Source organism: Serratia proteamaculans (genome assembly GCF_008830365.1).
Classification (GTDB): domain Bacteria; phylum Pseudomonadota; class Gammaproteobacteria; order Enterobacterales; family Enterobacteriaceae; genus Serratia; species Serratia proteamaculans.
The window spans coordinates 1,047,761-1,066,978 of record NZ_WBKI01000001.1; the positions used below are offsets into that span (position 1 = coordinate 1,047,761).

The window sequence follows — 19,218 nt, forward strand, 5'->3', positions numbered from 1 at the left end:
TAATGGTTATAGCAACACAGGTCTGCCCCGTCCCCGAGACACAGAGAAATTGAATCTATTAACGCCTGCCGGTGCGACACCAGAGTATTTAATGACATAAAACAGCTAAGGGTACAGTTCTTGACGTTATCTTTACTCGTATACCCCCATTGTTTACAGTGTTGGCATACTAAGGCGCGTGATTTAACCCACAGAATTCAGCGTAATATTGATATAAAACACAATTATAACTTAGCCATGAATGCCTTTCATGCATAGTAAACATACCCTACTGTTGAAAATTTGACTTAAAAATGGAGGTTGTAATACTTATCCCCCCCACCTATATTAGCCGTAGTGTTCCGGTTAGGTGTTTTAAAAGGTAAATTTGAGCGTTCCTTTCAATTTGTCTATTGCAGAAAAGAAAAGAGCACTCTATTATTATCCAGACGCCCCCCACCAATATAATTTGAGACTAGGACAATGAGCGAAGCATTAAAGATTTTGAACAACATCCGTACTCTACGCGCACAGGCAAGAGAATGCAGCCTGGAAACGCTGGAAGAAATGCTTGAAAAACTGGAAGTTGTTGTGAACGAACGTCGCGAAGAAGACAGCCAGGCTCAAGCAGAAGTTGAAGAACGCACCCGTAAACTGCAGCAATATCGTGAAATGCTGATTGCTGACGGTATTGATCCTAACGAACTGCTGCAAACTATGGCTGCAACTAAAGCCGCTGGTAAAGCTAAACGTGCAGCACGTCCGGCTAAATACCAATATAAAGATGAAAACGGCGAACTGAAAACCTGGACTGGCCAGGGCCGTACTCCAGCAGTGATTAAGAAAGCTATCGAAGAGCAAGGTAAATCTCTGGACGATTTCCTGCTGTAATAGCATTTCAATGCACGTTAAAAAGGCTCCCTTGGGAGCCTTTTTGTTATGCTTATTTCCTGGCTGGTTAGAACATAAGTTAAGCTTTAGGTAATTATCCTATGGCAGCCCTCTGCCCCATTGGTTTTTGTCTCCTGACTTACCGAACTGACCTGACTTTGTCTAAGCATAAAAAAAGGGGCCAAAGCCCCTTATAGCATTTACGTATTGCTCAATTACTGAGCTTTATAAAATGACTTATACCATTCAACAAAGCGTTTCACGCCTTCTTCAACGCTGGTTTCAGGCTTGAAGCCAATAACACGATAAAGCTCCGCAGTATCAGCACTGGTATCTAACACGTCACCAGGCTGCATCGGCAGCATATTCTTACGAGCCTCAATCCCCAACGCCTGTTCCAGTGCACTGATATATTCCATCAGCTTCACCGGGCTGCTGTTGCCGATATTATAGACATGGTACGGCGCAGAACTGGTCGCTGGCGATCCCTGCTCAACTGTCCAGGCTGCATTGGCCTGAGGAATAACCGCCTGCAACCGCACAATAGACTCCGCGATATCGTCGATGTAGGTAAAGTCACGGTGCATCTCCCCGTGGTTATATACATCGATGCTCTCGCCCGCCAATATGGCCTTGGTAAATTTAAACAGCGCCATATCCGGGCGCCCCCACGGGCCATATACGGTAAAGAAACGCAAACCGGTGGTGGGAAGACCATATAAGTGAGAGTAACTGTGCGACATCAGCTCATTGGCTTTTTTAGTAGCCGCATACAATGATATCGGGTGATCAACAGAATCTTCAGTCGCAAATGGCAGCTTACGATTCAAGCCATATACCGAACTGGAAGAAGCATATAACAGATGCTCGACTTTATTGTGTCGACATCCTTCCAGCACGTTTAAATGCCCGATGAGATTCGAGTCAGCATAGGCCAGCGGGTTTTCCAATGAATAACGCACCCCGGCTTGAGCCCCAAGATGAATCACCCGCTGGAACTGGTGCTCGGCAAACAGCTGCGCCATGCCCTCACGATCGGCCAAATCCAGCTTAATAAACTGGAAATCGGGTTTATCCACTAGCAGATCAAGGCGAGCCATTTTCAGGCCCACATCGTAATAATCATTCAGGTTGTCGATACCGACAACCTGATGCCCAGCGGCCAGCAGACGCTCAGCGGTGTAATAACCAATAAACCCTGCCGCGCCTGTAACCAGGAATTTCATATTTGTCCCTTAAATAACCGGCTGAATGGACGCACCGCGACCAATGGCATAATAGGTAAAGCCGCGGCTTTCCAGACGCTCAGGGTCAAACAAGTTGCGGCCATCAAAGATCACCGACTGCTTTAACGCGCCTTTAATCACGTCGAAATCAGGCGCGCGGAAATTCTGCCATTCGGTACAGATAACCAACGCGTCAGCCCCCTGCAGGGCCGCTTCTTTGGTACCTACCAGCTTCAGATCGTCGCGCTGGCCATAGATGCGCTGCACTTCGTTCATCGCTTCAGGGTCGTACGCCTGCACGGTAGCACCTGCTTCCCACAGCTGCTCCATCAGCACACGGCTGGAGGCTTCACGCATGTCGTCGGTATTAGGTTTGAAGGCCAGTCCCCACAACGCAAAGGTTTTGCCCTTCAGATCTTCACCAAAGTGATGCTTGATAAATTTGGTCAGCTTATATTTCTGCTGATAGTTAACCTGTTCTACCGCCTGCAACAGTTTTGGCTGGTAGCCAATATGCTCCGCGGTGCGGATCAGGGCCTGAACGTCTTTCGGGAAGCAGGAGCCGCCATAGCCGCAGCCTGGATAGATAAAGTGATAGCCGATACGGGAATCAGAACCGATACCCTGACGCACTTTCTCAATGTCTGCACCAAGCATTTCGGCCAGATTAGACATTTCATTCATAAAGCTGATTTTGGTCGCCAGCATGCAGTTTGCAGCATACTTGGTCAGTTCAGCACTACGAATGTCCATTATGATCATACGATCGTGGTTGCGGTTGAACGGCTCATACAGCTCGCGAATAGGCTCGATCACATCGTTGTTATCGGTACCGATGACGATGCGCTCAGGACGCATGCAGTCTGCTACCGCAGCGCCTTCTTTCAGGAATTCCGGGTTGGAAACCACATCGAAAGCAACCTTGCTACCGCGTTTCTGCAGCGTTTCTTCCATAACCTGACGGACTTTATCTGCGGTGCCGACCGGTACGGTAGATTTATCGATCACCACTTTGCGATCGGTCATATGTTCTGCGATGGTACGTGCCACGGCAGTCACATATTTCAAATCGGCAGAGCCATCTTCGTCCGGTGGTGTGCCCACGGCGATGAATTGAATGGTGCCATGCGCGACCCCGGCTTTTGCATCGGTGGTGAAATGCAGACGGCCGGCTTCATAGTTTTGTTGCACCAACGGCGTCAGACCAGGCTCAAAAATAGGGATGTTCCCTTTCTTCAGGTTTTCGACTTTATGCTCGTCTATATCGATACACATAACGTCGTGCCCGACTTCAGCCAGAACCGCAGCCTGCACCAGGCCAACATAGCCAATACCAAAAACTGTTACTTTCATAGGAAAATCCTAGTTTTTAAAATTAAGACTAAAGATAAATAAATTATTTCTTATCAGCGGCCAGTAACTGTTTCAACCACTGAGTAAACTCTTGGCCCAGCCCGGCATGTCGCATGCCATATTCGACAAATGCCTGCATATAACCGAGCTTATTGCCGCAGTCATGGCTGATCCCTTTCAGGTGATAAGCCTCTACTGTCTCTTGCTGCATCAGCATTTCAATGCTGTCGGTAAGCTGGATTTCACCACCGGCACCCGGAGGGGTTTTCGACAGCAGCGGCCAGATATCGGCGGAGAGCACATAGCGGCCAACAATGGCCAGATTGGATGGCGCTTCATCCGGCGAAGGTTTCTCGACTACGCTGACCATCGGGGCACTTTCGCCCGGCTGAAGATCATACCCTTTGCAATCGGCCACGCCGTAGTTGCCAACATCTTTATGTGGCACGGGTTCGACCATAATCTGGCTGATACCGGTTTGTTCATAGCGCTGCAGCATTTCGTGCAAATTGTCTTTTTTCAGATCGGAGCTGTACTCATCGAGGATCACATCCGGCAAAATTACGGCCACCGGCTCGTCACCCACCAGCGGGTAAGCACACATAATCGCGTGTCCCAACCCTTTAGCTACCCCTTGACGTACCTGCATCACGGTAACGCCCTTTGGACAGATAGACTGCACTTCATCCAGCAACTGACGCTTAACACGTTTTTCCAGCATCGCTTCCAGTTCAAAACTGGTATCGAAATGGTTTTCGATCGAATTCTTGGAGGAATGGGTTACCAACACAATCTCGTTAATCCCTGCTGCAATACATTCATTGACAACGTATTGGATCAAGGGCTTGTCAACCAGCGGCAGCATTTCTTTTGGAATGGCTTTTGTCGCCGGTAACATCCGTGTTCCCAAGCCTGCAACCGGGATCACAGCCTTTCTGACTTTACGATTTACAGCAGGCATTATTTCCTCTCTTAATAGCGCTCGGTTTATGAGCTTCATCCGTCATACAAAAAACCTCCGGAGTATACCAGTTTATGACTGAGTGGCATTAACCGCAGCACAAATAGAAAAACTTTAGGACAATTACCCAATGGGTTAACTGAGGTAAAAATAAGCACGTCAAATATCTAAACTTTACATGCTGTTTTAATCGCGGTGGTTTATTCAGCGCTGAGCATCAAGCGCAGCCTGCCACCAGAGCCCCAAACCTGGCACTGCCAGGCAGCACAGTGCTGGCTGATTTGATTCATGTAGGTCGCACCCAGCGTCCCAAGCGGCACGCCGTTGCTCAGTTGAATTTGATTATCGCCGGTATTTACATTGGCATGCAGACCTGCGGAGACCAAAATCAGGTTTTTATATTCGGCGTGATAATAACCGACCAGCAACGGGAATTGCCCCTCCAGTTTGCCCTGACGTAATAATTGATTAACTTGCTTTAACAATGCAGTCATTTGCGGCAACCGATGGCGCTGATTAGCTAAATGATCCTGCAGTAATCCATTAAATAAAGCCCGCAGTAGTAATGCCGCCAATACGCCATTATCCCCTGCGCGGGTCACATCCAGACAATAGAACGCCAGATCCTTATCCGATAACGCTGCAATATCCAGCACCAACCCCGGGTTCTCGCCGGTGGTTAATTGCCGGTAATTAATCCGGCAATGAGCGATGGTCTGCTGCACCGGAGGCTGTAACTGTTTGAGTAACTTCACCGCTTCGGAGGGATTTTTACTCAGTGCATCCCAGTCCTGGAACAGTTCCACTTCTTCGATAGCCGGTGAGGTAAACATATTGGGATACAGACAGCCCAGCACCGCTTCACGCAGGCGATTGAGATCGGTCACCGGTTTTAACAACACGTCCTGGACACCTAACCGCAACATTTTGGCGATATCCGCCATTTTGTCGGTCGCCGAGATCACCAACACTGGGGTTTGTACGCCTTGCAGGCGCAGATGTTCGACAAACTCGATCCCATCCATTTCCGGCATCGCCAGATCGCACAGGATTAAATCGGGATGAACATCATCCACCAAACTCAATGCCTGCAAACCGTTGGCCGCTTCACTGGTTTCCGCCCCCAACGATTTCAAATAGCCAACAAGCACGGAACGAAAAACCAGTTCGTCCTCAACGACCAAAATGCGCTTGTGAGTCAGTGGTAATGCCATCAGCCGAGCCTCTTCCCTTTCCATAGTGTAATAGTGGCTCAAAAAGACCGTTTATGCCTGCCTGAAATTTTCACCACCGCAGAGCATGCCGTTAAGAACCGTAAATTATTTGTCTTTTATCAATGGCAACAGCATATCCAGCTGTTTTTCAACCGCCAGTTTACCCGCTTCAATCGCCTCGTCGGCACGATGGAAGTCTAACGTCGAGATCTGTGGACAATAGGGTTGGATCAGCACATCCGGCGGATCGCCGGCCATGCGATTGCGTTTCAGCCGATTTTCCAGCACCTGGATCGAAGTCCCCATGATCTCCATCGCCGTCGGCGTGAAATTCGGCTTTCTGGTGGTCATTTTGCTGATACGTTCCCTCAATCGCCCTCGCCAGTTTCGGGCAGGGAGATCTTTTGGTGTCTCCATATCAGGAGTGCGTACCGAGAACAAATCCTGTTGCATCAGATGGGCATCATGTTGCAAGTCAACGGCAATAACGATGTCTGCCCCCAAAGCCCGGGTCAATGAGATAGGCACCGGATTCACCACCGCACCATCCACCAGCCAATAGCCGTCAAACCACACCGGCGCCAACAGACCAGGCATACTGCACGACGCACGCACCGCCTGATGAATATCCCCTTCCGTTAACCACAGTTCCCGTCCGGTGCTCAGATTAGTCGCCACCGCGCCAAACTTCAGTGAACATTCAGCGATATCATCAATCTTTAACAACTGCCCTACCGCATTGAATACCCGTTCCCCACGCAACAGCCCGCCGCGTTGCCAGGACAGGTCCATCAGACGGATCACATCCCAATAGCTGAATGAACGCACCCAGGTTTCCATCGCCGGCAGACGGTGGCTGGCAAAGGCAGCCCCCACCAAGGCACCCACCGAGCAGCCGGCTACTATATCGACTTCAACACCCAATTTCTTTAGCGCGTTGATCACCCCGATATGCGCCCACCCTTTGGCCGAACCCGCGCCCAATGCCAATCCGATCTTAATTTTCCGCATCGTTTCCGTCCTTTTTTCGGTGAATGTTTCGCCCCAGCTGTCAGCCTAGATTGTCACAGCCGAATATTGTTAGGTAACATATGCTCTAAATTTGTTTCGGCATCGGCCCGTTCATTTCGTTCCGGCCATTTTAGGAGTCATCTTGCCCGAATTATGCCCCTGCGGCAGCGGCCTGGAGTATAGCGCATGCTGCGAGCCCTACATCAACGGCCCCCAAACGCCGTCGACCCCTGGTAAATTAATGCGTTCGCGCTTTAGCGCTTACGTAAAACACAATGTGGATTATCTGGTAGCGACCTGGCATCCCGACTGTCATGCCGCTGAATGGCGCAATGGGATCGTCGACAGCTTCAAGAATACCGAGTGGATCGGCCTGACCCTGGTGGAAGAAAAACAGGGACATGAAACCGGAGAAGGTTTTGTCGAGTTCATCGCCCGCTTCGTCGACGGCAGTACCGGCGAGCACAAAGCGATGCACGAGCGTTCGCGCTTCCTTCTGCTTGACCAACGCTGGTATTATATTGACGGAACCAAACCCCAGCCTGGCAGAAACGCCGTTTGCCCCTGCGGATCAGGGAAAAAATATAAAAAGTGCTGTGGGCGTTAGCCGACAGTCACAGGCACCGTAGATTTCAGGCGTGGCCAATCGGGCACAGCTTGAAAATAAAGATGATAAAACTCTCGCCTGCGAAGACAGGACGTTCAGTATCAGACAGGATCCTCACTCCCATGCCACACCAAAATGTACAAAGAAAAGTTTTGCGCACCATTTGTCCGGATGCCAAAGGCCTGATCGCCAAGATCACCAATATTTGTTACAAGCATGAACTCAACATTATTCAAAACAACGAGTTCGTTGATCACCGCACCGGCCGTTTCTTTATGCGTACCGAACTGGAAGGCATTTTCAACGACACCACACTACTGGCAGATCTCGACAGCGCGCTGCCGGTGGGTTCGGTTCGCGAACTGCATAACTCTGGCCGTCGTCGTATTGTCGTCCTGGTTACTAAAGAGGCACACTGCCTGGGCGACCTGTTGATGAAAAGCGCCTACGGTGGTCTGGATGTAGAAATCGCTGCGGTTATCGGTAACCACGATACCTTGCAAACGCTGGTAGAGCGTTTCGATATTCCGTTCCACCTGGTCAGCCATGAAGGCCTGACGCGCGACCAGCACGATCAGAAAATGATGGCTCAGATTGATCAGTATCAGCCAGACTATGTGGTGCTGGCCAAGTATATGCGGGTGTTGACGCCGGCGTTCGTCCAGCACTACCCGAATCAGGTGATCAACATCCATCACTCGTTCCTGCCGGCCTTTATCGGTGCCCGACCTTATCATCAGGCTTACGAACGCGGCGTGAAAATCATCGGCGCTACCGCCCACTACGTTAACGACAATTTGGATGAAGGCCCAATCATCATGCAGGACGTGATCCATGTCGATCACACCTATTCTGCTGACGATATGATGCGTGCCGGACGTGACGTTGAAAAGAATGCACTCAGCCGCGCGCTGTACCATGTGCTGGCGCAGCGGGTATTTGTTTACGGCAACCGGACGGTTATTCTGTAATTGCTCAATAAAGCGGTGCCTTTCGTTCAGGGATGCACCGCCACGAGTAAAAAACCGGCAAACGATTCATTTTCTGCATTTCAATACTTTACACGCCCGTTTCATTTGATATGATGCGCCCCGCTTACCGAGACAGATGTTTCGCAAGCAAGGCCAGTGGTGGGGTTCCCGAGCGGCCAAAGGGAGCAGACTGTAAATCTGCCGTCACAGACTTCGAAGGTTCGAATCCTTCCCCCACCACCATCTTCTCTCTGTTGTTGAGAGCACAGCGAAAGCTGAAGCTACATAAAACACGGAGGGGGAGGATGAGAAGCTTCGACAAGGTTCGAGCCGAGCGCAGCGAGACAACGCGCTTCAGCGCGGTAATCCTTCAGACGAAGCGCCATAGGAATCTAGCCGATCTCCTGTTAAATAATAAGTAAAACCATGAATACCATGGTGGGGTTCCCGAGCGGCCAAAGGGAGCAGACTGTAAATCTGCCGTCACAGACTTCGAAGGTTCGAATCCTTCCCCCACCACCATCCTTGTATGTCCCCCAATATTAAATCAAACTTGAAAGTACCCTATCACTCCTTACCGGGAAGGATGAGAAGCTTCGACAAGGTTCGAGTCTCACGCAGTGAGACAACGCGCTTCAGCGCGGCCCGAAGGGTGAGTCGCACCGCGACGAATAATCCTTCCCCCACCACCATCCTTGTATGTCCCCCAATATTAAATCAAACACTTGGTCCTCTTATCTCCCATTTATCAATTCCCTTAATCCGTTAGCGCATCCTCAACTTGAATTCCGGCCAACAATTCGCTATATCACTGACTTCTTTAATGCAGTTAAGGAAGAAAGTGCATGCGTAACAATATCTGCGTTTTTTGTGGCGCCAGCGAAGGCGTTAATCCTGCTTATGCCGAGAATGCACGGCAATTGGGTCTGACGCTGGCCACTCAGGGCCGACGCCTCATCTATGGCGGCGGTAAAAAAGGGTTAATGGGCATTGTGGCGGATGCGGTCCTTGCCGCCGGTGGTGAGGCCGTGGGCATCATTCCCGAGCGCCTGGTCGAAGCAGAAACCGCACACCGAGGTCTGACGGAACTGGAAGTAGTCCCGGACATGCACACCCGTAAGGCGCGCATGGCGGCGCTGGCAGACGGTTTTATTGCTCTGCCTGGCGGCATAGGCACCCTGGAGGAACTGTTTGAAATCTGGACCTGGGGTCAGATCGGCTATCACAGCAAACCGGTGGGTCTGTTGGACGTAAACGGTTTTTATCGCCCGTTAAACAGTTTCCTGCAGCACGTGGCCGATCAGGGCTTTATGCGCCATGACTACCTCGGTACCATGCATATCAGCGATTCAGCGCAAACCTTGCTGCAGCAATTCGACGACTATCAGCCGAAGAATTACGACCGCTGGGCAAAATAATTTTGCTTGCCGGCGGCGGCCGTTGCCGCTGGCCTGCGTTACATTTCTGGCCAAACTCTGCTACTATCTCAACACATTTTTCTTGTGAAAACGGCACCGCTCATGAAGTTTGTCTCTTTTAATATCAATGGACTGCGTGCGCGTCCGCACCAACTGGCCGCCATCATCGAACAGCACCAGCCAGACGTCATCGGCCTGCAGGAAACGAAAGTTCACGATGACATGTTCCCACTGGAAGAAGTCAGTCAGCACGGTTATCACGTGTTCTACCATGGCCAAAAAGGCCACTATGGCGTGGCGCTGCTAACCAAAGAGAAGCCGCTTGCCGTGCGCCGTGGTTTCCCGACCGATGATGAAGACGCACAGCGCCGCATCATCATGGCCGATCTGGCGACACCACAAGGCACGCTGACGGTGATCAACGGCTACTTCCCGCAGGGTGAAAGCCGTGACCATCCGATCAAATTCCCAGCCAAGACGCGCTTCTACCAGGATTTGCAAAACTACCTGGAGCAGCAAATGTCGGTGGACTCACCGGTACTGGTGATGGGTGACGTAAATATCAGCCCAAGCGATTACGACATCGGTATCGGTGAAGAAAGCCGCAAGCGCTGGCTGCGTACCGGTAAGTGCTCCTTCCTGCCGGAAGAGCGCGAATGGATGGACCGCCTGATGAACTGGGGCCTGGTGGATACCTATCGCCATGCGAACCCGGAACGTAACGATGAATTCTCGTGGTTCGACTACCGTTCACGTGGGTTCGATGAAAACCGGGGCCTGCGTATCGACCTGTTGTTAGCCAGCACGCCATTGGCCGCACGCTGCACCGCGACTGGTATCGATTACCAGATCCGCGGGATGGAAAAACCTTCGGATCACGCCCCGGTCTGGGCAGAGTTCTCACTGTAATTTATCCAACCCCGGCCTTCGCCGGGGTTTTGCTATGTGGTACGCATGAAAATTATCGATGTCGTCGCCGCCATCATTGAAAAAAATGGCAAAATTCTTCTGGCACAACGTGATGCCGGCAGCGATCAGGCTGGGCTGTGGGAATTTCCCGGCGGTAAAGTCGAGGCAGGCGAGAGCCAACCTCAGGCGCTGGCGCGTGAACTAGAAGAAGAATTGGGGATTGTCGCCAGTGTGGGGAGCTATGTCGCCAGTAACCAGTGGCAGCAAAGCGAGCGCATTATTCGCTTGCATGCCTGGCGGGTAGCTACCTTCAGCGGTGAATTACAAAACCGCTGCCATTCAGACTTTGTTTGGTTAGCGCCGGAGCAGGCGTTTGACTACCCGCTGGCCCCGGCGGACGTACCGCTGTTAACTGCCTATATCGCCACACAGCGGGCGAAGGCCTGAGTTACAGCGTCACTTCTTCAACCGTACCCAGATCAACGGGTTAGTCCCCACCACGTTGGGGTCGCGTACGCACTGTAATGCTTCCCCTTCCACCTTGAGTACCGCCCCTTCAGAATAGTTTTTATCCTGATAGATACAGCAGCGAACGCAAGGTTGCGCCGTTGGCTGAGTGGCGGCATTTTTTGCCGTACCCCAGATTTCCGGCGATACCGGCACTACCACATCCACGTCACCACGATTGGCAATTGCCGCCGTGGAACAAAACAGCAACGCGCCGCTGGCCAGCATCAGTAAGCCATAATTCATTCGCTCTTCTCCCGCGCCTTGCCCGCGCTTTTCTTGCGTTTTTTCGCCCCGGCAGAAGGTGACGGCGGCAACCCGCGAAACGCCATACTCGCCCGGCTCTGCTTGGCCTGATAAATCAGCTCCTGCAAAGTGCCTACCAGAGGTTGCATAAAGTCCTGATAACGGCAGGATTTCTCACTGATTTGCGTCAGCGTGGCTTCCCAGTTGGCGGTCATATCAGGACGGGCTGCAATATCCGGCAGCGAATGGATCAACGCCCGGCCGGTTTCACTGGAGTGAATATAGCGCCCTTTCTTATACAAAAACGCCCGCTTGAACAGCAACTCAATGATGCCCGCGCGCGTGGCCTCTGTCCCTAAACCATCGGTCGCCCGCAGGATTTTCTTTAGTGCTTTATCCTGAACGAAACGGGCAATCCCTGTCATGGCGGAAAGCAGGCTGGCATCGGTAAAAGGACGTGGCGGTTGGGTCTGACGTTCAACCACCTCACCACGTTCACACAATAGCTGGTCATCCTTCGCCACGACCGGCAACGGAGCGCCTTCATTTTCTTCATCACGCTCTTTACTGCCCAACAGTGTTCGCCACCCGGCTTCCGCCAGAAAACGCGCCTTGGCGATAAACTTGCCACCGGCAATATCCAGCTCAATCACGCATTTGCGGAACATGGCGTCCGGGCAGAACTGCATCAGGTACTGCCGCGCCACCAAGCCATAAACGTTCAGTTCATCCTGGCTGAGGCTAACCTTACTGGCACGGGCGGTCGGGATAATGGCGTGGTGGGCATCCACCTTCTTGTCGTCCCAGCAGCGGTTACGGCGATCGCTGTCGATCACCGGCTGCGGATAAAGATCCGGCTGATGAACACTGATGGCATTCAACACCGAATGACGCCCGGCAAAGTGCTCTTCCGGCAGGTAACGACAGTCAGAACGCGGATAGGTAATCAATTTATGGGTTTCATACAGCCGCTGGCAGACGTCCAGTACCTGCTGCGCGCTCAGGTTGAAACGTTTGGAAGCCTCAATCTGCAAAGTCGACAGTGAAAACGGCAAGGGGGCGGTATCTGATTCCCGTTTATCATTATAAGACGTGACCAGTGCCGGCTGGCCCTCGATGCGCTTGAGCACGTGTTCTGCCAACGAGCGGTGCAGCAGGCGCCCTTCTTCATCCTGATAAGGCTCACAGGAGTCACTGGGTTGCCACAGAGCAACAAAGCGCTCGTCTTTGGGCGTCACGATGTGTGCTTTAACTTCGAAGAAGTCCTTCGAAACGAAGTTTTCAATATCCTCGTCACGCCGTACCACCAACCCCAACACCGGCGTCTGTACCCGCCCCACCGACAACACACCGTCATAACCGGCATTACGCCCCAAAATGGTGTAAGCGCGGGTCATGTTGATGCCATATAGCCAGTCGGCGCGGGAGCGCGCCAGAGCAGAGACACACAAGGGGATAAAGTCGCGATTATCACGCAGCCGTTCGATAGCGCGCTCTACCGCCTGCGGGTTGAGATCGTTGATCAGACAACGGCGGACGCTGTGACGTTTTTCCGGCGACAACGCCAGGTAGTCCAGCACCTCGTCCACCAGTAATTGGCCTTCGCGATCCGGGTCACCGGCATGCACCACTTCATCGGCCTCGTGCAGCAGCTTTTTGATGGCATTAAGCTGCTTGCTGACCGACGGACGCGGCTGCAACTGCCACTTTTCAGGGATGATCGGCAGATCCGCCAGCGACCAGCGCGCATAACGGCTGTCGTAGGCATCCGGCTGCGCCTGTTCTAATAAGTGGCCCACACACCAGGTCACCACATCATTGTTACCGCAGGCGATAAATCCGTCGCCGCGACGATGCGGCTTGGGAAGTACGTCGGCAATGGCGCGCGCCAAACTCGGTTTTTCGGCAATAAACAGTCGCATTATTCACCGTTATTCTGGCTGTACGTCATCAGGAATTCTCTTACTTCAGCATAATTCCCGCGGAACATAATCCGCTGGGATTTCTTTTCCAATTGGTAGTGATACATCGGATCGTAGTAGTGCTGCAACAACGGCACCAGCCACTCCTGATGCTCGTCACTATTCCCACTGGCCTGCTGGCACTGCAGTGCCCATTCCAGGCGTTGCGTCAGCTGTTGGAAACGTTCAAGCCCCAGGCGGCGGCGAATGGCAAACAGGCCGTGATGCAGATAGTCATCGTACTTCTGCCAGCCAAGCTGCGCACCATAGGCCTGTTCAAACTCAATACGCATCCGATCGATATATTCTTGCTGTAGCCGGGCCAGACGCACCTCAAAGGGATCGTCTATCACCGCTACCGGTGCCAGCTGCATGCGGTTGAAGATCGCTAACGGCAGGTTGTTGCTGCCGATAATGCGCCCTTCGTCTTCCAGCACCCAACGGCGGCAGCCACCATGCTGTTTTTTCAGCAATAACACAGCCAGACGATTCTCAAAATCTATCTGAGCGCTTTGTTCCACCAGCGTTCGGCCAAAAGATGAACCGCGGTGGTGTGCAACACCTTCCAGATCGATGCCATCGGCCAGTTCATTGACCAGCAGAGTTTTACCACTGCCGGTATTGCCGCCGATCAACACCATCGGCAGTTCGGCACTCTGCTCCAGCGTGGTGAGCAGGAAATTACGCAGTGCCTTGTAGCCGCCGGTGATCCGCGGGTAGGTCACGCCAGCCTCACGCAGCCACTGCTGCACCAGCTGTGAACGCAAACCGCCGCGGAAACAATAAATATAGCCTTGCGGCCATTGGGCACATTGCGCCAGCCAGGCCGCCGTGCGTTTCTCGCGCAGCCTGCCATTAACCAGACGATGACCCAGCGCAATCGCCGCCTGCTGCCCCTGCTGCTTGTAACAGGTGCCGACGGCCTGCCGCTCTTCATCGTTCATTAACGGCAGATTCAGCGCATTGTCGAATGCACCCTGCTGAAACTCAACCGGAGCACGCACGTCAATCAGCGGGATATCTTGCAAAAAAATACGGCGGTAGTCCTGGGTGTCTTCCCGTTCCCTCGAGGCTGACACTAGACAACCTCGATCAGGGGTTTGGAAGGCACGGCCGCATGCAGTTCACCGATAGCCTGGAGTTGAATGCCGTGGCGCTCGGCAATCGCCTGCACCTGCTGCTCCGCTTCAGGCAGTACTGCCAGCAGCAAGCCGCCGGAGGTCTGCGGATCGCACAGCAATTGGCGCTGCAGGTCGGTCATTTCACCAACCAGATGGCCGTAACTATCAAAGTTGCGCCCGGTACCGCCGGGTACGCAGCCTTCGGCAATATAACGCTCGATGTCAGGCAGTTTAGGGACCTGATCAAACCATACCGTCGCCTGTAGCCTTGACCCCTGGCAAACCTCGCTCAGATGGCCCAGCAGACCGAAGCCGGTGACATCGGTCATCGCCGTCACGCCTTCGACTTCGGCAAAATCCGTGCCCGGTTTATTCAGTTGGCACATCACTTCGGTCGCCAGGCCTTCATGCTCTGGCAACAGTTTGCTTTTCTTCTCGGCGGTGGTCAGGACGCCAATGCCCAACGGCTTGGTCAGGTACAATTTGGCTCCGGCCTGCGCCGCGCTGTTTTTCTTCACCCGCTCGGTATTGACGATGCCGGTCACCGCCAGGCCAAAAATAGGCTCTGGCGCATCGATAGAATGGCCTCCCGCCAGGGCGATACCCGCCTGCTGACAGGCATAGCGCCCGCCGTCGATCACCTGTTGCGCCACCTCCGCCGGCAGCGTGGCAATCGGCCATCCCAAGATGGCAATCGCCATGATCGGTTTACCACCCATGGCATAGACGTCACTGATGGCGTTGGTGGCGGCGATACGGCCGAAATCGAATGGGTTATCAACAATCGGCATAAAGAAGTCGGTGGTGCTGATGATGCCAACGCCGTTGCCGATGTCATACACCGCCGCATCGTCACGGGTTTCATTGCCCACCAGCAAGCGGGGATCGACAAACTTCTCCCGCTCGCTGTGCAGAATAGTTTCGAGAACTTTCGGTGAGATTTTACAACCGCAGCCGGCGCCATGGCTGTACTGGGTTAAACGGATCGCTGGCGATGTCATATACCACTCCCTTCGGTTAACGGCATTCAAGATAGCATAGGGTAGCGCTTGCCGAGGGGAATGGTAAGAGCGGGCTGTCGATAACCGAACAGCCTGCTCAGAAACAACACAGAATGGCGGGATTTAGCGCATTTTTCCGTCGCCGCGACAGGGATCAGAAATAGCTGACGAAAGGCGTGCTGTCTGGGGCGATCACTTTAGTAGACGCTTTTAGCTGCGGGGTGCCCAAATACAGGAAGCCGACAATTTCGTCCTGCTCGCGGCAGCCAAAGGCTTCACGAACCAGAGGATGCTCGGTCCAGGCACCGGTACGCCAGATGCCATTGAAGCCCTGCGCCAGTGCGGCCATCTGCATCGCCTGTACCGCACAGCCGGCAGAAACCACCTGCTCCCAACGGGGGACCTTGGTTTCTTCAGTGCAGTGTGCCACCACGGTGATGATCAACGGCGCACGGAATGGCGCTTTTGTCGCCTTTTCAATCGCGGCTTCGTCCATCTCGTCCTGCTTTGCAGCAGCTTGTAACAATTGGCTAAAACGCTCCAGGCCCTGGTTTTCAATCATCACAAAACGCCATGGCTGCAACGCGCCATGATCGGGCGCCCGCAGGCCCGCATTGATGATATTCTGACGCGCCCCATCGGTAGGCGCAGGGGCCGCAAGGCGTGACGCAGAGCGGCGATTCAGTAAAAGATCCAGTGCATCCATCATAAACTCCTGATAACAATTTTCATTACGATCACGTTAACATAGCTAAACGGTGAGTGACAGCCTCGGCATTAGCCTCTGTGACCCGCGATTTAAAGCTGACATTTCCTCGGCCGCTCATTAGGATAGCGGAACATTCTCGACTCTTGCTGGAGAGCACATGCGCACATTGTGGCAAATCATTGCCGGCGTTTTCAGGTGGACATGGCGTCTGCTGAACTTTATCAGGGAACTGATCCTTAATTTGTTCCTGGTGTTGCTGATCCTGGTTGGGGTCGGTATTTATCTTTCATTCCAGAGTGCCACCACCCCTGCCGTCCCTACCCGCGGTGCGTTGCTGGTGGACCTGAGCGGCGTGGTAGTTGACCAGCCGTCGATGAACAACAAGGTACGCCAATGGGGCCGTGAACTGCTGGGCGCTTCCAGCAATCGCCTGCAGGAAAACTCCCTGTTTGACGTGGTTGACAGCATCCGCAAGGCCAAAGACGACAAAAACATTACCGGCATGGTATTGCAGTTAAATGACTTCGCCGGTGCCGACCAGCCTTCACTGCAATACATCGGTAAAGCGCTGCGTGAATTCCGTGACAGCGGCAAGCCGATTTTTGCCATCGGCGACAGCTATAACCAGACGCAATATTATCTGGCCAGCTACGCCAACAAGGTTTACCTGTCACCGCAGGGCGCAGTCGATATGCACGGTTTTGCCACCAATAACCTTTACTACAAGTCGCTGTTGGAAAAACTGAAGGTCACCACCAACATCTTCCGCGTCGGGACGTATAAATCCGCAGTGGAACCTTTGATCCGTGACGATATGTCACCGGCCGCCCGTGAAGCCGACAGCCGCTGGATTGGCGGGCTGTGGCAGAACTATCTGGATACCGTGGCGGCCAACCGTCAGATCACCGCACAGCAACTGTTCCCGGGTGCTGCAGGGGTGCTGAGCGGTATGCAGGCTGCCGGTGGCGATACCGCGAAGTATGCGCTGGATAACAAACTGGTCGATGAACTGGCGTCGCGCACCGTGATCGAAAACCAACTGATCAAGACTTTCGGTTGGGACAAACAGGCGAATGATTTCAACGCGACCAGCATCTACGACTACCAGCCGAAACCGACGCCGGATCAGGGCGGCAAAATCGCCGTGATCTTCGCTAACGGCGCGATCATGGACGGTCCGCAAACGCCAGGCACCGTGGGTGGCGATACCACCGCGGCGGAACTGCGTCAGGCGCGACTGGATCCGGCCATCAAGGCGGTGATTTTCCGGGTCAACAGCCCAGGGGGCAGCGTCAGTGCCTCTGAAGTGATCCGCTCCGAGTTGGCTGCGGTACGTGCCGCCGGCAAACCTGTGGTGGTATCCATGGGCGGCATGGCTGCCTCGGGGGGTTATTGGGTCTCTACGCCAGCGGACTACATCATCGCCAGCCCGAGCACCCTCACCGGCTCTATCGGCATCTTCGGGGTCATCAATACCTACGAGCAGACGCTGGACAGCATTGGCGTGCATACCGACGGTGTGGCAACCTCACCGCTGGCGGATCTTGCCGTCACTAAGGCGCTGCCGCCAGAGTTCTCGCAGATGATGCAGTTGAACATCGAAAAAGGTTACCAAAACTTTATCGACCTGGTCGCCAAGTCGCGCAAAATGACACCGCCGCAGGTTGATCAGATTGCTCAGGGCCACGTGTGGTTGGGCAGCGATGCCAAGACCAATGGGTTGGTCGATCAGTTGGGTGATTTCGACGACGCGGTGAAGAAAGCCGCCGAGCTGGCGCAGTTGAAACAGTGGCAGCTTAACTGGTTTGTCGATACCCCAAGCCTGACCGACATGGTGCTCAGCCAGTTTGGTGTGTCAATTCACGCCATGCTACCTGCAGCCATCCAGTCCATGCTGCCTGCGCCGCTGGCGTCAGTGGCCATGGCAGTCAAAGAGCAGCCGGGTTTGTTCAATAACCTGAACGATCCGCAAAACCGCTACGCCATTTGTTTGACCTGCGGAGAAGTCCGCTAACAAATTAATCCTCAGCCCGGTACCCGCCGGGCTTTTTTTCTGCGCTTATCCCCCTATAATTCAGCCCATCTTATTTCTGTTAAAACAATCACTATGCAAAAGAAATCGATTTACGTCGCCTACACCGGTGGGACCATCGGCATGCAGCGTTCTGAGCACGGCTACATTCCGGTCTCTGGTCACCTGCAGCGTCAACTGGCCTTGATGCCTGAATTCCACCGTCCGGAAATGCCGGACTTCACCATTCATGAATATGCGCCGCTGATCGACTCCTCCGACATGACGCCGGAAGACTGGCAGCATATCGCCGACGATATCAAACTAAATTACGACCGCTATGATGGCTTTGTGATCCTGCACGGTACCGACACCATGGCATTCACGGCCTCGGCGCTGTCATTCATGCTGGAAAACCTGGCCAAACCGGTGATTGTCACCGGTTCGCAAATTCCGCTGGCGGAACTGCGCTCAGATGGCCAGACCAACCTGCTGAACGCGCTTTATCTGGCGGCCAACCATCCGGTGAATGAAGTCAGCCTGTTCTTCAACAACAAGCTGTTTCGCGGCAACCGCACCACCAAGGCGCATGCCGATGGTTTCGATGCCTTTGCTTCTCCTAATCTGCCGCCGCTGCTGGAGGCCGGTATTCATATTCGCCGCCAGAACGGTATCGACAGCCCGGCCTGCAACGGCGAACTCAAGGTGCATGACATTACGCCGCAGCCGATCGGTGTGGTGACGATTTACCCAGGGATTTCTGGCGCGGTAGTGCGCAATTTCCTGCTACAGCCGGTGAAAGCCTTGATCTTGCGCTCTTACGGTGTGGGTAACGCCCCACAAAAAGCAGAGTTGGTGGATGAATTGCGCGATGCCTCTGAACGCGGCATTGTGGTAGTCAACCTGACGCAGTGCATCTCCGGGCGGGTCAATATGGAAGGTTACGCCACCGGGAATGCGCTGGCCCATGCCGGCGTCATCAGCGGGTTTGATATGACGGTCGAGGCCGCATTGACCAAGCTGCATTACCTGCTGAGCCAACCGCTGACGCCGGAGCAAATCCGCAGCCAGATGCAGCAAGACCTGCGCGGTGAGCTGAGCATCAGCGGTTAACCTGTTCCA

At 53.4% G+C, this 19,218-nt stretch carries 18 protein-coding genes, 2 tRNA genes and 1 other RNA gene; 11 read left to right on the forward strand and 10 right to left on the reverse strand.

Going from position 1 to position 19,218, the window contains the following annotated elements:
• Positions 1–462 precede the first annotated feature (462 nt).
• Positions 463–870, forward strand: a complete 408-nt coding sequence (hns, locus tag F8R23_RS04940) for a histone-like nucleoid-structuring protein H-NS (protein ID WP_006321188.1) — start codon at positions 463–465, stop codon at positions 868–870.
• Between the two features lie 215 nt (positions 871–1,085).
• On the opposite strand, the gene F8R23_RS04945 is transcribed toward hns, so the two are convergent.
• From F8R23_RS04945 to rssA, 5 genes are all read right to left on the reverse strand, one after another.
• Positions 1,086–2,096 carry an NAD-dependent epimerase gene (locus F8R23_RS04945; protein WP_129934489.1) on the reverse strand — a complete coding sequence of 337 codons (1,011 nt, stop codon included), beginning with the start codon at positions 2,094–2,096 and terminating at the stop codon, positions 1,086–1,088.
• A 9-nt stretch (positions 2,097–2,105) separates the two neighbouring features.
• A complete protein-coding gene (locus F8R23_RS04950) occupies positions 2,106–3,449 on the reverse strand; it encodes a UDP-glucose dehydrogenase family protein (RefSeq protein WP_151415339.1) in 1,344 nt (447 codons plus the stop codon).
• Positions 3,450–3,492: 43 nt separating this feature from the next.
• A complete protein-coding gene (galU, locus tag F8R23_RS04955; RefSeq protein ID WP_099064216.1) occupies positions 3,493–4,410 on the reverse strand; it encodes a UTP--glucose-1-phosphate uridylyltransferase GalU in 918 nt (305 codons plus the stop codon).
• A 200-nt stretch (positions 4,411–4,610) separates the two neighbouring features.
• Entirely contained in the window at positions 4,611–5,624 is a 1,014-nt protein-coding gene (rssB, locus tag F8R23_RS04960; protein WP_099064398.1) for a two-component system response regulator RssB, read from the reverse strand.
• A 105-nt stretch (positions 5,625–5,729) separates the two neighbouring features.
• Positions 5,730–6,635, reverse strand: a complete 906-nt coding sequence (rssA, locus tag F8R23_RS04965; protein ID WP_129934487.1) for a patatin-like phospholipase RssA — start codon at positions 6,633–6,635, stop codon at positions 5,730–5,732.
• 142 nt (positions 6,636–6,777) lie between these two features.
• On the opposite strand from rssA, the gene F8R23_RS04970 reads away from it, so the two are divergent.
• The 8 genes from F8R23_RS04970 to F8R23_RS05005 all read left to right on the forward strand — a co-directional run bounded on the left by F8R23_RS04970 (position 6,778) and on the right by F8R23_RS05005 (position 10,987).
• Entirely contained in the window at positions 6,778–7,242 is a 465-nt protein-coding gene (locus F8R23_RS04970; RefSeq protein WP_129938217.1) for a YchJ family protein, read from the forward strand.
• Positions 7,243–7,364: 122 nt separating this feature from the next.
• On the forward strand, positions 7,365–8,213 hold the full coding sequence (gene purU / locus F8R23_RS04975; RefSeq protein ID WP_085117091.1) for a formyltetrahydrofolate deformylase: 849 nt from the start codon (positions 7,365–7,367) through the stop codon (positions 8,211–8,213).
• A 158-nt stretch (positions 8,214–8,371) separates the two neighbouring features.
• Positions 8,372–8,456: transfer RNA gene (locus F8R23_RS04980), tRNA-Tyr, on the forward strand.
• A gap of 194 nt (positions 8,457–8,650) precedes the next feature.
• Positions 8,651–8,735, forward strand: a tRNA-Tyr gene (locus F8R23_RS04985).
• A 43-nt stretch (positions 8,736–8,778) separates the two neighbouring features.
• Positions 8,779–8,905: non-coding RNA, RtT sRNA (locus tag F8R23_RS04990), on the forward strand.
• Positions 8,906–9,058: 153 nt separating this feature from the next.
• The gene (locus F8R23_RS04995; protein ID WP_112348434.1) at positions 9,059–9,631 is read left to right on the forward strand and encodes an LOG family protein; all 573 of its coding nucleotides are present in this window, start codon (positions 9,059–9,061) and stop codon (positions 9,629–9,631) included.
• A 102-nt stretch (positions 9,632–9,733) separates the two neighbouring features.
• Entirely contained in the window at positions 9,734–10,540 is an 807-nt protein-coding gene (gene xthA / locus F8R23_RS05000; protein ID WP_085117093.1) for an exodeoxyribonuclease III, read from the forward strand.
• A 45-nt stretch (positions 10,541–10,585) separates the two neighbouring features.
• Positions 10,586–10,987 (forward strand): pyrimidine (deoxy)nucleoside triphosphate diphosphatase, encoded by a 402-nt coding sequence (locus F8R23_RS05005; RefSeq protein ID WP_129934485.1) that lies wholly within the window; start codon positions 10,586–10,588, stop codon positions 10,985–10,987.
• 9 nt (positions 10,988–10,996) lie between these two features.
• Here the strand turns inward: F8R23_RS05005 and F8R23_RS05010 are convergent, their stop codons facing one another.
• The 5 genes from F8R23_RS05010 to F8R23_RS05030 all read right to left on the reverse strand — a co-directional run bounded on the left by F8R23_RS05010 (position 10,997) and on the right by F8R23_RS05030 (position 16,082).
• Entirely contained in the window at positions 10,997–11,293 is a 297-nt protein-coding gene (locus tag F8R23_RS05010; protein WP_129938218.1) for a DUF1496 domain-containing protein, read from the reverse strand.
• A complete protein-coding gene (locus F8R23_RS05015) occupies positions 11,290–13,215 on the reverse strand; it encodes a DNA topoisomerase III (RefSeq protein ID WP_165366350.1) in 1,926 nt (641 codons plus the stop codon). The genes F8R23_RS05010 and F8R23_RS05015 overlap by 4 nt, the downstream gene beginning before the upstream one ends.
• Positions 13,215–14,333, reverse strand: coding sequence for a tRNA 2-selenouridine(34) synthase MnmH (mnmH, locus tag F8R23_RS05020; RefSeq protein WP_151415340.1), 1,119 nt, complete (start codon positions 14,331–14,333; stop codon positions 13,215–13,217). Before mnmH ends, F8R23_RS05015 begins: the two co-directional genes overlap by 1 nt.
• On the reverse strand, positions 14,333–15,376 hold the full coding sequence (gene selD, locus F8R23_RS05025; protein WP_112348429.1) for a selenide, water dikinase SelD: 1,044 nt from the start codon (positions 15,374–15,376) through the stop codon (positions 14,333–14,335). Before selD ends, mnmH begins: the two co-directional genes overlap by 1 nt.
• A gap of 154 nt (positions 15,377–15,530) precedes the next feature.
• A complete protein-coding gene (locus F8R23_RS05030) occupies positions 15,531–16,082 on the reverse strand; it encodes an NAD(P)H nitroreductase (protein WP_129935164.1) in 552 nt (183 codons plus the stop codon).
• A 160-nt stretch (positions 16,083–16,242) separates the two neighbouring features.
• Here F8R23_RS05030 and sppA point away from each other — a divergent pair, with 160 nt between their 5' ends.
• Positions 16,243–18,099, forward strand: coding sequence for a signal peptide peptidase SppA (sppA, locus tag F8R23_RS05035; protein WP_129934481.1), 1,857 nt, complete (start codon positions 16,243–16,245; stop codon positions 18,097–18,099).
• 93 nt (positions 18,100–18,192) lie between these two features.
• Complete coding sequence (gene ansA, locus F8R23_RS05040) at positions 18,193–19,209, forward strand: asparaginase (RefSeq protein WP_037419689.1); 1,017 nt, start codon at positions 18,193–18,195, stop codon at positions 19,207–19,209.
• Positions 19,210–19,218: the final 9 nt, after the last annotated feature.